Consider the following 14,525-nt stretch of genomic DNA (forward strand, 5'->3'; position numbering starts at 1 on the left):
CAGAGCCTGGGCATGGTCCCGGCCGCCAACCCCGTCTTCCTGCGCCTGTCGGACGGCAAGGTGCTCGGCGAGCGGGTTCCCGCAACCCCGGCCAACCAGCTGCGCGTCCGGCCGCTGCCGCCGGCCAAGCCCGCCATCCTCACCCCGGCCCCGATCGTGCACAAGGTGCTGGCCGACACCGGCCGCGCCTCGGACGGAAAGTCCGGCTCACACGGTAGAAACGACGCCAACGGTTCCGGCGAGCACGCCCGGCGCTGAGAGGGAGAGATCTGGTGCGTCCCACCCGCTCGCGGCGCCCTCGAGGCAGCATGCGCGGTTCGCCGCTGTTCCGCCTGAGGTTCGGCTTCGTGGTGATCGCGATGGTCCTGTCGATCTTCGGGGCACGACTGGTGCAGCTGCAGGGCGTCGACCCGAAGGCGTACGCCGCGATGGCGGCCGCCGAAGGCATGGTCGAGGTCACCCTGCCGGCCACGCGCGGTGACATCCTCGACCGCAACGGCAAGCCGCTCGCCGAGTCGATCGACGGGCTGATGGTGGTGGCCGACCCGCTCCTGACCGCCGACCGGGCACCCGAGCTCGCGAAGTTCCTCGCCAACCGGCTCGACGTCGACTACTTCACGATCCTGCCGCGGCTCCGGGAGGAGGGCAGCCGGTTCGAGTACATCGCCCGGCGGGTCCCCTCCACCCAGGCCACCGAGGTGGTCGCCGAGGCGGAGGAGGCGGGCTTCGAGGGGCTCGACACCCGGCAGGACCAGGTGCGTGACTACCCGGCCGGGGACGTCGCGGCCAACATGGTCGGCTTCGTCGGTACGGACGAGGCCCTCGGCGGCTTCGAGCGGACCTTCGACGCCCGGCTGGCAGGCGAGGACGGCAGGGCACGGTACGCCGTCGGCGGTGGCAACCGGATCCCGCTCGGGGAGAGCACGATCGACCAGCCGGCCGACGGTGCCGACCTGCGCACGACGCTCGACCTCGACCTCCAGTGGTACGCCCAGCGCGTGCTGCGGCAGACCGTCGAGGACGCGCGGGCCGACTCCGGCTTCGCGGTCGTCATGCACACCGAGACCGGCGAGATCATGGCCCTCGCCGACCACCCGACCTTCGACGCGTCCGACCCGCTGCAGTCGCCGGAGGCGGACCTGGGCTCGCGCGCCATGAGCGACGTCTACGAGCCGGGCTCGGTCGAGAAGGCCCTCACGCTGAGCGCGCTCATCGACGCGGGCAAGGTCACCCCGCGAACCCGGATCGTGGTGCCGCCCGAGCTGCGCCGCGACGGGCGCGTCATCGGCGACTGGTTCCCGCACGGCCAGATCAGGCTGACCCTGGCCGGGGTCCTGGCCAAGTCCTCCAACATCGGCACCGTCCGCGCCGCCGACCGGTTCTCCCGCGGTCAGCTGCGCGGGTACCTCGAGAGGTTCGGGCTCGGGAGGCGGACCGACATCGGGGTGCGCGGCGAGACCCCGGGCATCCTCCCCGCGCCGAGCCTGTGGACCGGCCTGGTCCAGGACCGGGTGGCGTTCGGCCAGTCGGTGTCGGTCAACGCCGTCCAGATGGCCGCGGCGATCAACACCGTCGCGAACGACGGGCTGCGGGTCGACCCCAGCCTCATCATGGGCTCGGCCAGGACCGACGAGGGCACGGTCGTGGGCACCGACACCACGCGGACCCGCCGGGTGATCGGCGCGCGGGCCGCGCACCAGACCGCCCTGATGATGGAGCGGGTCGTCGATCCCGAGGTCGGGGTCGCACCGGGGGCGGCGGTGCCCGGCTACCGGGTCGCCGGCAAGACCGGCACCGCGCAGCGCGTGGGGGCCGGATGCGCCTGCTACGACGGCACCTTCACCGTCTCCTTCGCCGGGTTCGCGCCGGCCGACGACCCCCAGTTCACGATCTACGTCGTCGTCCAGAACCCGCGCAACGGCGGAGGCGGTGGCTCCGTGGCCGGGCCGGCGTTCTCGAAGATCATGAGCTTCGCCCTGCGCCGCTACCAGGTGCCGCCCACCGGCACGCGGCCGTCGAACCTCCCGGTCGAATGGTGATCGGCGCCCGGTCGACGCAGGTGAAGCGGGCGTCGGCCGGGGGCGGGGCGGTCGAGGAGGTCGGGGTGGACCCGAGCGTGCGAGGTGCCGCCCACCGCCCGTCCCGGAGCGCAGGGCCCAGCGGTAATCTCGCCGGGTGCTGAGCGACGACGCCACCGCGGCGACCCGACCCCGGCACCCCGCCGCATCGTCACTCGCCGACCTCGCGGGCTGGCTCGCCGAGCGGGCCGGCGGGTTCCGCACCGAGGGCGACCTGACCGGCGAGGCCACCGGGGTCTCGCTGAGCTCGCAACGGATCCGCCCCGGCGACGTCTACGCCGCGCTCCCCGGCACCCGGGCTCACGGCATCGACTACGCCGGCCAGGCCCTGGACTCGGGCGCGGTGGCGATCCTCACCGACGAGACGGGCGCCGTCCGGGCTCCGCAGGTCCCGCTGCTGGTCGTCGACAACCCGCGGGCGGTCCTCGGCCGCTTCGCGGCGCGGGTCTACGGCGACCCGGCCGCGTCGCTGCGCATGGTCGGGGTGACCGGCACCCAGGGGAAGACGACGTCGACCCGTCTCGCGGAGAGCGGCCTGCAGCAGTCGGGGGTGCCCTCGGCCGCGATCGGGACCGTCGGCACCCGCGTCGACGGCACCGACGTCAGGACCGCGCTCACGACGCCCGAGGCGCCCGACCTGCACGCCCTCTTCGCGATGATGCGCGAGCGCGGCGTGGAGGCGTGCGCGATGGAGGTGTCGAGCCACGCGCTGGTGATGGGACGGGTCGACGGGGTGGTCTTCGACGTCGCCGTGTTCACCAACCTCGGGCGCGACCACCTCGACTTCCACGCCGACGTGGACGACTACTTCGCGGCGAAGGCGACCCTGTTCACCCCGCAACGGGCACGGCTCGCCCTGGTCAACGTCGACGACCCCTACGGACGGCGGCTCGTGGACGAGGCGACCATCCCCGTCCGCACCTTCTCGGCGACCGGGCGGGACGCGGACTGGCGTGCGCTCGACGTCGAGTCGACCGCGACGGGCTCCCGCTTCACCCTCGTCGGCCCGGACGGCCGGTCGGTCGCGGCCGGCGTACCCCTGCCCGGCGACTTCAACGTCGCCAACGCGCTGGCGGCCGTGGCCGCCTGCGCCGAGGTGGGCTACGACGCGGGCCGGGTGGCGGCCGGGATCCTCGCCGGCGCCGGCGTGCCCGGGCGGTTCGAGCGCGTCGACGAGGGCCAGGACTTCGTCGTGGTCGTCGACTACGCGCACAAGCCGGACGCGGTCGAAGCCGCCCTGGCCACCCTCCGGCCCCTCACCGACGGCCGCGTCATCGTGGTCATCGGCGCCGGGGGCGACCGTGACCCGGGCAAACGGCCCATCATGGGCGAGATCGCGACCCGGCTCGCCGACGTCGTGGTGGTGACCGACGACAACCCGCGGACCGAGGACCCCGCCGCCATCCGCCAGGCCCTGCTGTCCGGGACCGGCCCGGGGGCCGAGGTCGTCGAGATCGGCGACCGCCGGCTCGCCATCAGGGAAGCCCTCCACCGCGCCGCACCCGGCGACATCGTCCTCGTCGCCGGAAAGGGGCACGAGACCGGCCAGGAGGTCCAGGGCGTGGTGCACCCCTTCGACGACCGCGACGTGGTCCGCGAGGAGCTGGCCCGGTGATCCCCCACCCCACGCTTCCGGGGGGACCCCGATGATCCCCATGACGCTGGCCGAGATCGCCTCGGTCGTGGCCGGCGAGGTCGAGGGCGACCCGACGCTCACCGTGGTCGGCCCGGCCTTCGTCGACACCCGGGCCCCGGTCCAGGGCGGTCTCTTCGTCGCCGTGCCGGGGGAGCGGGTCGACGGCCACGACTTCGCCGGCTCGGCCGTCGCCGGCGGCGCCGTCGCGGTGCTGGGCAGCCGCCGCACCGACGCCCCGACCGTCGTGGTGGCCGACCCGGTGACGGCGCTGGGGCGGCTGGCCCGGCACGTGATCGACGAGACCCGGCCGCGGGTCCTCGCCCTGACCGGGTCACAGGGCAAGACCGGCACCAAGGACTATCTCGCCCACATCCTCGAGGGATTCGGCCCGACCGTGGCCACCGTCGGCAACCTCAACAACGAGATCGGCGTGCCCCTCACCGCGCTCGGGGCGACGGCCCACACGACCTACCTCGTCGTGGAAATGGGCGCGCGGGGCATCGGCCACATCCGCTACCTCTGCGAGGTGGCGCCCCCGGAGGTGGCCGCCGTGCTCAACGTCGGCACCGCCCACCTCAGCGAGTTCGGGAGCCGTGAGGCGGTGGCCGAGGCGAAGGGCGAGATCGTGGAGTCCTTGCCGGAGTCGGGCGTGGCGGTGCTCAACGCGGACGACGACCTGACCTCCGCGATGACGGCCCGCACGACGGCTCGCACCCTGACCTTCGGCGAGCACGGCGACGTGGCCTGGCGCGGCCTCGAGCTCGACGACCTCGGGCGACCCTCCTTCGAGCTCGGGTACGACGGTGCCTGGCTGCCGGTTCGGCTCACCCAGACCGGCGCCCACCAGGTCGCCAACGCCAGTGCGGCGGCGGCGCTGGCGATCGCTGCCGGCCTGCCCGTCGACGTCGTGGCCGAGCGGCTCAGCGGCGCCACGACGGCATCGCGCTGGCGGATGGAGGTCCACGAGCGTCCCGACGGGTTGCTCGTGGTCAACGACGCCTACAACGCCAACCCGGCCTCGATGGCCGCGGCCATCGACGCGCTCGTCGCCATCGGCCAGCGTCGTGGCCGCCGTACCGTCGCGGTGCTGGGCGAGATGCTGGAGCTCGGCACCACCACGGCCGACGCCCACCGCGAGATCGGCAGGGTGGCCGCGCGGGCCGGGGTCGACCTCCTGGTGACCGTCGGCCCGGTCGCCGGCGGCATCGCCGAGGGCGCCACCTCGGTCGCCGGGTGGACCGGCACCGCGCTGTCGACGGCGGGGCGCGACGAAGCCCTCGCCGCGGTGCGCGAGAATGTGGCGGCCGCGGACGTGGTCCTGGTCAAGGCCTCGCGCGGTGCCGCACTGGAAGACATCGCCGACGGCCTGCTCCGTGACGGGCCGGACGAGAGGAGAGCGACACCGTGCTAGCCATCCTCATCGGAGGAGGACTCGCCCTGCTGGTCTCGCTGTTGGGGACCCGGGTCGCGATCAACGTGCTGACCCAGCACGGCTACGGCCAGGAGATCCGAGACGACGGGCCGACCACCCACCACACCAAGCGGGGCACCCCCACGATGGGCGGGGTGGTCATCATCCTGGCCACCCTCATCGGCTACGCCGGGTCGAAGCTGATCACCCAGGACCTGCCGTCGGCGTCGGCGCTCCTGCTGCTCTTCCTGTTCGTCGGCACCGGGCTGGTCGGGTTCCTCGACGACTTCATCAAGGTGGCCAAGCAGCGCAGCCTCGGGCTGCGGAGCAAGGCCAAGATGATCGGGCTGACCATCATCGCGCTGACCTTCGGGATCCTCGCGCTGAGCCCCGCCCTCGAGGACGACCGCGGCCAGACGCCGGCCTCGCACCACATCTCCTTCATCCGGGACTACGAGACGATCACGCTGCCGACGGTCGTGGTCCTGGCCCTGATCTGGGTGATCATCGCCGGCACCTCCAACGGCGTGAACCTCGCCGACGGCCTCGACGGCCTGGCCACCGGCGCCTCGGTGATGGTGTTCGGCGCCTACACGCTGGTCAACATCTGGCAGAACAACCAGTGGTGCGGGCAGACCGGCCTCGACCAGCCCGCCCTCTGCTACGAGGTGCGCGACCCGCTCGACCTTGCCATCATCGCTTCCGCGATCACCGGCGCCTGCTTCGGCTTCCTGTGGTGGAACGCGTCACCGGCCAGCATCTTCATGGGGGACACCGGCTCGCTGGCGCTGGGCGGCGCGCTGTCCGGGTTCGCGATCCTCAGCCGCACCGAGCTGCTGCTGCTGGTCCTCGGCGGGCTGTTCGTGATGGTCACCCTCTCGGTGATGATCCAGGTCGGCGTGTTCAAGGCGAGCCGGGCCAGTGGCCTGTTCCGGGCGGTGTTCCGGGTCGAGGCGGGCCATCGGGTGTTCCGCATCGCGCCCATCCACCACCACTTCGAGATGCTGGGCTGGGAGCAGGTCAACGTCGTGATCCGCTTTTGGATCATCACCGGGCTGTCCGTGGCCGCGGGGCTCGGCATCTTCTACGCCGAGTGGGTCGCCGGAACGTGATCCGGGGAGACGGGCGATGACGCAACCGCACGGCCTGGGCCGCCACGACTCGTGGGAGGGCGTGCGTGCCGTCGTGGCCGGCTTCGGGGTCTCCGGCTTCGCGGCCGCCGACAACCTCACCCACCTCGGCGCGAGCGTCATCGCCCTCGACGAGAACGCCGCCGGCAAGGAGGAGCAGGCCGAGCTCCTCGGGATCCTCGGCGCCGACATCCGCCTGGGCGAGGGGGCGACCGCGACCCTGCCCGACGACGTGGACCTCGTCGTCACCTCACCCGGCTGGCGCCCCTCCGCTCCGCTCCTCGCCCAGGCCCGCGACCGCGGAGTCCCGGTCTGGGGAGAGGTCGAGCTGGCCTGGCGGCTGCGCGACCCGGACCGACCGGCCCCGTGGCTCGCGGTCACCGGCACCAACGGCAAGACCACCACCGTGCAGATGCTCGACCGGATCCTCCGCGCCGCCGGGCTGCGCAGCGCCGCGGCCGGCAACGTCGGGCTGCCCCTCGTGGAGGCGGTCATGGACCCCGAGCCGTACGACGTGCTCGCGGTCGAGCTGTCCAGCTTCCAGCTCCACTACACCCACTCGCTGAGCGCGGAGTCCTCAGTCGTCCTCAACGTCGCCGAGGACCACCTCGACTGGTACGAGACGCTCGAGGACTACGCCGCCGACAAGGGTCGGATCTACGAGCGGGTCCAGCGGGCCTGCGTCTACAACGTGGCCGACCCGGAGACCGAGCGGCTGGTCCGGGAGGCCGACGTGGTCGAGGGTGCCCGGGCCATCGGCTTCACCCTCGGCACGCCGGGCGTCGGCATGGTCGGGGTGGTCGACGACGTGCTCGCCGACCGCGCGTTCGTCGAGGACCGCGCCACCACCGCGGCCGAGCTGTGCACCGTCGGCGACCTCGCGTCGCCGGCGCCGCACTTCGTCGCCAACGCCCTCGCCGCCGCCGCCCTCGCCCGGGCTCACGGCATCTCCCAGGCCGCGGTCCGCGACGGGTTGCGCGCCTTCCGCCCCGACGGCCACCGGATCCAGACCGTGGCCGTGGTCGGCGACGTCACCTGGATCGACGACTCCAAGGCGACCAACCCGCATGCCGCGCAGTCCTCGCTCCAGGGCTACGACCCGGTGGTGTGGGTGGCGGGCGGCCTGGCCAAGGGTGCTCGCTTCGACGACCTGGTCGCCGCTGTGCGATCGCGGCTGCGCGGGGTCGTACTGATCGGGCGGGACCGCGCGGTCATCGCCGAGGCCCTTTCGCGACACGCCCCGGATGTTCCGGTCATCGTCGCCGACGACGGCGAGACTGGGCGGAGCAAGGGTGAAAGCCCCATGGAGAGCGTGGTGGACGCGGCGGTCCGGCTGGCCAGACCAGGTGACACGGTGCTGCTCGCGCCCGGCTGCGCCTCCATGGACATGTTCACCGATTACGGCGCCCGCGGCGACGCCTTCGCGGCGGCCGTGCACCGCCTGGAGGGCAGGACCTGAGGCAGGACCGGTTGGAAAGGGGCAGTGATGGCGACCACCGTTCAGCCCCCGCGCACCGGCAGCACGTCCACGCGGCTGCCCCGCACCTCCTTCGGAGCCTGGTACGCCTCCGCCCGCCACGCCCTCGACCGGCCGCTGACCTCCTACTACCTCCTGCTCGGTGCCTCGGCCCTGCTGCTGACGATCGGCCTGATCATGGTGCTGAGCGCCTCCAGCGTCTACTCCTACGAGAACCACGACGGCGACTCGTACGCCGTCGTCAAGCGCCAGCTGCTCTGGGTGCTGATCGGCATCCCCTGCGCCTGGATCGCCTCCCGGCTGCCCTACCGGGCGATCCGGCAGGTCTCGTGGGTGGGCATCATCGTGGCCGTGGTGATGCTGGCGCTCACCATCAAGCTCGGCACCACCGTCAACGGCAACACCAACTGGCTCGCGCTGGGTCCGATCCGGATCCAGCCGTCCGAGATCGCCAAGCTGGCGATCGTGCTCTGGGCCGCCCACGTGTACGCGCAGAAGGACCGGCGGCTCGGGCGGCTGCACCAGGTGATGATGCCCGTGGTCCCGGTGATCCTGGGGATCACGCTCCTGGTCATCCTCGGGGACGACCTCGGGACCGCGCTGGTGCTGTTCGCGATCCTGCTGGCGATGCTCTGGGTGGTGGGCGCGCCGGCGCGGCTGTTCACCATCGCGCTCACCGTCATCGGCGTGGTGGCGATCTGGATCGCGTCGACGAGCGCTGAGCGGCGGGAGCGACTGACCAACTTCGTCGATCCGTTCAAGGACTACCACGACGCCGGCTGGCAGCCCGCCCACGGCCTCTACGCCCTCTCGTCGGGAGGCTGGTTCGGCCAGGGGATCGGCGCCAGCCAGCAGAAGTGGGGCGACCTGCCCGAGGCGCACACCGACGACATCTTCGCCGTGCTCGGCGAGGAGCTCGGCCTGGTCGGGACCCTGCTGGTGGTCGCCCTGTTCCTGACCATCGCCTACGCCGCCGTCAAGGTCGCCCTCGCGACCCGGGACCCCTTCGTCCGCTACATGTCCTTCGGCATCGTCGTGTGGCTGATCGGGCAGATGATCATCAACGTCGGGATGGTGCTCGCGCTGCTGCCGGTCATCGGCATCCCGCTGCCGCTCATCTCCTACGGCGGCTCGGCGCTGCTGCCCTCCCTCGTCGCCCTCGGGCTGCTGATCGGGTTCGCCCGCCGGGAGCCGGAGGCCGCCCAGGCCCTCGCCCAGCGTCGACGGGCCCGTTCCTCGGGGCTGTCCGCCGGCCGTGTTCCCCCGCGCGATTCGTGACAGCGCGAACCGTAGGCTGACCCACGATGCGTGTACTCCTCGCCGGCGGCGGAACGGCCGGCCACACCTCTCCGCTGCTCGCCACCGCCGATGCGCTGCGCCGACTCGTCCCCGAGGCCGAGATCACCTGTCTCGGCACGTCCCGCGGCCTCGAGACCCGCGTCGTCCCGGAGGCGGGCTATCCGCTCGAGCTGATCCCGCCCGTCCCGCTCCCGCGGCGACCCAACGCCGACCTGGTCAGGGTGCCGGCCCGGCTGCGTGGCGCGGTCAACGAGACGCTGGCCATCGTCGACCGGATCCGGCCCGACGTGATCGTCGGCTACGGCGGCTACGTCTCCATGCCCGCCTACCTCGCCGCCCGGCGCCGCAAGCTGCCGTTGGTCGTCCACGAGCAGAACACCCTGCCCGGCCTGGCCAACAAGGTCGGCGCCCGGCTCGCCGCCCGGGTCGCGGTCAGCTTCCCCGACACCCCGCTGCCCCGGGCGGAGTACGTCGGGCTCCCGATCCGGCGGATGATCTCCACGCTTGACCGGGAGGCCGTCCGTCCGGAGGCCCGCACGTTCTTCGGGCTCGACCCGGACCGCCCGACGCTGCTTGTCACCGGCGGCTCGCAGGGCGCCATGCGGATCAACCGCGCCGTCTCCGGCGCGGCGCGCGCGCTGTCCGACGCGGGTGTCCAGGTGCTGCACGTCCAGGGCAAGCACGGCGGCGCGGACCCCGCCGCCACCGAGACGCCCTACGTCGTCCTCGACTACTGCGACCGGATGGACCTCGCACTGGCCGCGGCTGACCTGACGGTCTGCCGGTCCGGCGCGTCCACGCTGACCGAAGCCGCAGCGACCGGCCTGCCGGCGGTCTTCGTGCCCCTGCCGATCGGCAACGGCGAGCAGGAGCTCAACGCCCGCCCCGTGGTCGAGGCCGGGGGCGCGCTGCTGGTCGCCGACCAGGCGCTGACCCCGGAGTGGGTCGCCGCCACGGTCCCGGGGCTGATCACCGACCGCGAACGGCTTGCGCAGATGGGCAGGGCGGCCGCCGCCCTGATCCCGCGCGACGCCGACGATCGCCTGGCCGCGATCATCCTCGACCTCTCCCGGGGGAGCGCAGCGACGAGGTCGGACCGATGAGGATCCCGGTCCCTGACGAGATCCGGGCCGCCGACCAGCTCGGCCGGGTCCACTTCGTCGGCATCGGCGGTGCCGCGCTCTCGGGAATCGCCCGGATCATGGCCGAGCGCGGGCTGCCGGTCACCGGCAGCGACGACCAGGACACTCCGTTCCTGCCGGCGCTGCGCGAGCTCGGGGTCTCGGTGCGGCTCGGGTACGACGCTGACCACCTCGGCCCGGTCGATGGCGGGGCCGACACGCTCGTGGTCACCACCGCTGCCCGCGACGACAACCCCGAGGTCCTCGAGGCACGCCGCCGTGGGCTGCTGATGCTGCCGCGCTCGGCCGGCCTGGCGTCGGTGATGCAGGACCGGCGGGTGCTGGCGGTGTCCGGCACCCACGGCAAGACCACGACGACCTCCCTGCTCACCATGGCGCTGCTGGCTGCCGGTGCCGACCCGACGTACGCCATCGGCGCCGTGCTCGTGCAGACCGGCAGCAACGCCCACGACGGCTCGGGCGACCTGTTCGTGGCCGAGGCGGACGAGAGCGACGGCGCCTTCCTCGTCTACCGCCCCTACGCCGCCATCGTCACCAACGTCGAGGCCGACCACCTCGACATCTGGGGGACGGAGGAGGCCTACCGGGCCGCGTTCGTCGAGTTCGTCGAGACCATCGACCCCGACGGCTTCCTGGTCTGCTGCATCGACGACGACGGTGCGGCGGCACTGGCCGGGCAGGCGCGGGCCCGCGGGTGCGAGGTGATCGGCGTGGGCGAGTCGGAGCAGGCCGACGTCCGGGCCACCGACCTCCACTTCGAGGGCACGACCTCCACGTTCACCGTGCGCGAGGGCGACCGCGAGCACGGCACCGTGCGGCTTCAGATCCCCGGACGGCACTACGTCCTCGACGCCCTGGCCGCGCTCGCGCTGGGCCTGCGGCTCGGCCACTCCTTCGACGACCTGCGCCGCGGGCTCGAGGGCTTCTCCGGCTCCCGGCGCCGCATGGAGCTGAAGGGCGAGGCGGCGGGCGTCCGGGTGTTCGACAGCTACGCCCACCACCCGGTCGAGATCGCCGGAGACCTCCAGGCTGCCCGAGCCGTCGCGGGCGAGGGTCGGCTCGTGGTGGCCTACCAGCCACATCTCGTCTCCCGGACCCGGATCTTCGGGCGCGCGATGGGCGAGGCGCTCGGCGCCGCCGACGAGGTCGTCGTGCTCGACGTCTATCTCGCCCGCGAGGATGCCGACCCCGAGGTGACCGGCCGGCTGGTCGCCGACGCCGTTCCGCTGCCGCCGTCGTCGGTGACCTACGTCCCGAGCCAGGCGGACGTGGCCGGGGTGCTGGCCCGGGTAGCCCGTCCCGGGGACCTGGTGCTCACCCTGGGGGCAGGCAGCGTGACCGAGGTGGGGCCGGAGGTCCTGAAGCTCTTGTCGGGGGGTGCCGATGCGTGAGGTGATGAGCAGCGGTCCCGACACCACCGGCCCCGCGCCGGTGGTCGACGAGTCGACCATCCGCAGCCGCAAGCGGTTCGCGCGGCGCCAGTGGGCGCGTCGGTGGCTGGCCTGGCGACGGGTGGTGGCCCTGCTGCTCCTGATCGCCGCGCTGGTCGCAGCCGTCTGGCTCGTCTACTTCTCCGACGTGCTGGCTGTGAAGGAGGTCGAGGTCCAGGGGACCAGCACCCTCACGGCTGGGCAGGTGCGCGAGGTGGCCGCGGTGCCGTCCGGGCAGCCACTGGCCAGGGTCGACCTCGACGCCGTCCGGGCCCGGCTCGAGGCGATGGCCGTGGTGCGCGACGCCGACGTGACGCGCAGCTGGCCGGGCGGGGTGACCATCGACGTGGAGGAACGCGTCGCCATTGCCGTGGTCGACCTCGCCGGGCGGACCCGCGGGATGGATGCCGAGGGTGTCGTGTTCCGCACCTACCCGAAGCCGCCCCCGGACATGCCGCAGGTGTCGATGTCCTCCGACACCAGTGGCGACGCGCTGCGGGAGGCCGCGCTGGTCGTCGAGGCCCTGCCGTCCGAGATCAGTCGTCGCGTCGACCACGTCGAGGTGGCCACCATCGACCAGATCTCCCTGGTGCTGCGCGACGGGAGGAAGGTCGTGTGGGGGAGTGCGGAGGAGTCGGAGGCCAAGGCCGAGGTGCTCGCCGGACTGCTCGAGCAGCCCGGGCGCACGTTCGACGTCAGCGTGCCGGGCCAGCCGACCACCTCCGGCTGACCGATTCCCGCACTTTCCTCCGACACCCGGCGTGTCCTGCCGGGGCTGCCTGCCACGCGTGCCTAGTGTCCTTCTCAACGCGAGGTTGACATAACTATAACCCTCAGGTTCAGGGTTACAGTTCGCAGATATCTCGTGGCTTCCCCACCGACGCAGTACTCGACAGCAAGCAGGCCGTCGCTCCGACACAACGCCGGGGCCGATCACGAGAGGCACACCCGCCGTGGCAGCAGCACAGAACTACCTGGCCATCATCAAGGTCGTGGGCATCGGTGGTGGTGGGGTCAACGCCGTCAACCGGATGATCGAGGTCGGACTCAAGGGCGTTGAGTTCATCGCGATCAACACCGACGCGCAGGCCCTGCTCATGAGCGATGCCGACGTCAAGCTCGACATCGGGCGCGAGCTCACCCGCGGTCTCGGCGCCGGCGCCAACCCCGAGGTCGGCACCCAGGCCGCCGAGGACCACGCCGACGAGATCGAAGAGGTCATCAAGGGCGCCGACATGGTGTTCGTGACCGCCGGTGAGGGCGGCGGCACCGGCACCGGTGGCGCCCCGGTCGTGGCCCGGATCGCGCGTTCCCTGGGGGCGCTGACGATCGGTGTCGTCACCCGGCCCTTCGCCTTCGAGGGACGTCGCCGCGCCAACTCCGCGGAGGAGGGGATCTCCCAGCTGCGCGAGGAGGTCGACACCCTCATCGTCATCCCCAACGACCGGCTGCTCTCCATCAGCGACCGCAACGTCTCGGTCCTCGACGCCTTCAAGCAGGCCGACCAGGTGCTGCTGCAGGGCGTCTCCGGGATCACCGACCTGATCACGACACCGGGACTGATCAACCTCGACTTCGCCGACGTGAAGTCGGTGATGGCCAACGCCGGATCCGCCCTGATGGGCATCGGGTCGGCGCGCGGCGAGGACCGGTCGGTCGCCGCTGCCGAGATGGCTGTCTCCAGCCCCCTCCTCGAGGCGTCGATCGAGGGCGCCCACGGCGTCCTGCTCTCCATCGCCGGGGGCTCGGACCTCGGGCTGTTCGAGATCAACGAAGCGGCGGCGCTGGTCGCCCAGGCGGCGCACGCCGAGGCCAACATCATCTTCGGTGCGACCATCGACGACGCCCTCGGTGACGAGGTCCGGGTCACCGTGATCGCCGCGGGCTTCGACGGCGGGATGCCGCAGCGCCGCGACGAAGGCACCGTCCTGCGCCGCGAGCAGCGGCCGCAGCAGAGCCAGGCCGAGACCCGGGCCGCGGCCCAGCAGCTCGCCACCCGGGCCACGCCGGAGCAGGCGTCCCGGCAGCCTTCCCGTCCGGCAGAGCAGCCCGCGCCCGAGCGGAAGCCCGCGCCGGCGGCCGCCCCGGCCGGCCGGGAGGCCGCGCCGGCCACGCCGCCCCGCCAGCCCCGCCAGGTCCAGTTCGACGACGACGACCTGGACGTGCCCGACTTCCTGAAGTAGCAGGGGATCTCGCTGTACCTCTTCAGATCCACGCACGGCCCCGCCGACCTGGCCTTCACCGACCGGCACGGCGGGGCCAGTGCCGTGCCCTTCGACTCGCTCAACCTGGCCCTCGAGGGCGAAGACGACCCCGAGGTCGTGGCGGAGAACCTGCGGATCGTCCTCGACGACTTCGCTCCCGGTGACCGGCTCGCCGACCTGCGTCAGGTGCACGGTGCCGAGGTCGACGTGGTGGAGCAGCGCCGCTCCACCACTCGCCCCGAGGCCGACGGCATCGTCACGGCGCGGGCCGGTGTCGTCCTCATGGTGCGTGCAGCCGACTGCGTGCCGGTGCTGCTGGCCGACGCGGAGGCCGCCGTGATCGGCGCCGCCCACTGTGGGCGGCCGGGGCTCGCCGCCGGGGTGGTGGCCGCCACGGTGGCGCGGATGCGCGAGCTGGGAGCCACCTCGATCACGGCCTGGGTCGGTCCGCACGTGTGCGGCTCCTGCTACGAGGTCCCCGAGCGCATGCAGGCAGAGGTGGGGGCCGCCGTACCCGCCAGCATCGCCACCACCTCGTGGGGCACGCCCTCGCTCGACCTGGGGGCCGGCGTGCGCTCCCAGCTGGCGGCCGAGGGCGTCTCCGTCCACGACGTCTCCCGCTGCACCCGCGAGTCGGCCGACCTCTACTCCTACCGGCGGGACGCACATCAGGCCGGACGGCTGGCCGGGCTGATCAGGCTGCGTGAGGAGCCTGCCC

The 14,525-nt window shown here is 72.8% G+C and carries 11 protein-coding genes and 1 pseudogene; all 12 read left to right on the forward strand.

Annotated elements, in window-relative coordinates; all coding sequences use genetic code 11:
• Positions 1-258, forward strand: a pseudogene (locus VFN12_RS01535) (hypothetical protein); the annotation flags it as partial.
• A 50-nt stretch (positions 259-308) separates the two neighbouring features.
• Positions 309-2,039: a penicillin-binding protein 2 gene (locus tag VFN12_RS01540; RefSeq protein WP_325116782.1), complete on the forward strand. Its 1,731-nt coding sequence runs from the start codon at positions 309-311 to the stop codon at positions 2,037-2,039.
• A gap of 253 nt (positions 2,040-2,292) precedes the next feature.
• A complete protein-coding gene (locus VFN12_RS01545) occupies positions 2,293-3,693 on the forward strand; it encodes a UDP-N-acetylmuramoyl-L-alanyl-D-glutamate--2,6-diaminopimelate ligase (RefSeq protein WP_325116792.1) in 1,401 nt (466 codons plus the stop codon).
• Between the two features lie 40 nt (positions 3,694-3,733).
• Positions 3,734-5,125: a UDP-N-acetylmuramoyl-tripeptide--D-alanyl-D-alanine ligase gene (locus VFN12_RS01550; RefSeq protein WP_325116783.1), complete on the forward strand. Its 1,392-nt coding sequence runs from the start codon at positions 3,734-3,736 to the stop codon at positions 5,123-5,125.
• Positions 5,119-6,237, forward strand: a complete 1,119-nt coding sequence (gene mraY, locus VFN12_RS01555) for a phospho-N-acetylmuramoyl-pentapeptide-transferase (protein WP_325116784.1) — start codon at positions 5,119-5,121, stop codon at positions 6,235-6,237. Before VFN12_RS01550 ends, mraY begins: the two co-directional genes overlap by 7 nt.
• A 16-nt stretch (positions 6,238-6,253) precedes the next feature.
• Positions 6,254-7,714, forward strand: a complete 1,461-nt coding sequence (murD, locus tag VFN12_RS01560) for a UDP-N-acetylmuramoyl-L-alanine--D-glutamate ligase (protein ID WP_325116785.1) — start codon at positions 6,254-6,256, stop codon at positions 7,712-7,714.
• A gap of 27 nt (positions 7,715-7,741) precedes the next feature.
• A complete protein-coding gene (gene ftsW / locus VFN12_RS01565; protein ID WP_325116786.1) occupies positions 7,742-9,010 on the forward strand; it encodes a putative lipid II flippase FtsW in 1,269 nt (422 codons plus the stop codon).
• A gap of 26 nt (positions 9,011-9,036) precedes the next feature.
• A complete protein-coding gene (murG, locus tag VFN12_RS01570) occupies positions 9,037-10,134 on the forward strand; it encodes an undecaprenyldiphospho-muramoylpentapeptide beta-N-acetylglucosaminyltransferase (RefSeq protein ID WP_325116787.1) in 1,098 nt (365 codons plus the stop codon).
• Positions 10,131-11,564 carry a UDP-N-acetylmuramate--L-alanine ligase gene (gene murC / locus VFN12_RS01575; protein ID WP_325116788.1) on the forward strand — a complete coding sequence of 478 codons (1,434 nt, stop codon included), beginning with the start codon at positions 10,131-10,133 and terminating at the stop codon, positions 11,562-11,564. The genes murG and murC overlap by 4 nt, the downstream gene beginning before the upstream one ends.
• Before the next feature lie 4 nt (positions 11,565-11,568).
• Positions 11,569-12,333: a cell division protein FtsQ/DivIB gene (locus VFN12_RS01580; protein WP_325116789.1), complete on the forward strand. Its 765-nt coding sequence runs from the start codon at positions 11,569-11,571 to the stop codon at positions 12,331-12,333.
• Between the two features lie 223 nt (positions 12,334-12,556).
• On the forward strand, positions 12,557-13,786 hold the full coding sequence (ftsZ, locus tag VFN12_RS01585) for a cell division protein FtsZ (protein WP_325116790.1): 1,230 nt from the start codon (positions 12,557-12,559) through the stop codon (positions 13,784-13,786).
• A gap of 84 nt (positions 13,787-13,870) precedes the next feature.
• The coding region (pgeF, locus tag VFN12_RS01590; protein WP_325116791.1) for a peptidoglycan editing factor PgeF at positions 13,871-14,525 on the forward strand (655 nt) is incomplete at its 3' end.

It is taken from the genome of Nocardioides sp., from assembly GCF_035703625.1.
Classification (GTDB): Bacteria; Actinomycetota; Actinomycetes; order Propionibacteriales; family Nocardioidaceae; genus Nocardioides.

Excerpts from the sequence above, each read along its gene's own strand:
- murC (WP_325116788.1), top strand. The coding sequence starts at position 10,131 with ATGAGGATCCCGGTCCCTGACGAGATCCGGGCCGCCGACCAGCTCGGC.
- VFN12_RS01540 (WP_325116782.1), top strand. The coding sequence starts at position 309 with ATGCGCGGTTCGCCGCTGTTCCGCCTGAGGTTCGGCTTCGTGGTGATC.
- ftsW (WP_325116786.1), top strand. The coding sequence starts at position 7,742 with ATGGCGACCACCGTTCAGCCCCCGCGCACCGGCAGCACGTCCACGCGG.
- murD (WP_325116785.1), top strand. The coding sequence starts at position 6,254 with ATGACGCAACCGCACGGCCTGGGCCGCCACGACTCGTGGGAGGGCGTG.
- murG (WP_325116787.1), top strand. The coding sequence starts at position 9,037 with ATGCGTGTACTCCTCGCCGGCGGCGGAACGGCCGGCCACACCTCTCCG.
- VFN12_RS01580 (WP_325116789.1), top strand. The coding sequence starts at position 11,569 with ATGAGCAGCGGTCCCGACACCACCGGCCCCGCGCCGGTGGTCGACGAG.
- VFN12_RS01550 (WP_325116783.1), top strand. The coding sequence starts at position 3,734 with ATGACGCTGGCCGAGATCGCCTCGGTCGTGGCCGGCGAGGTCGAGGGC.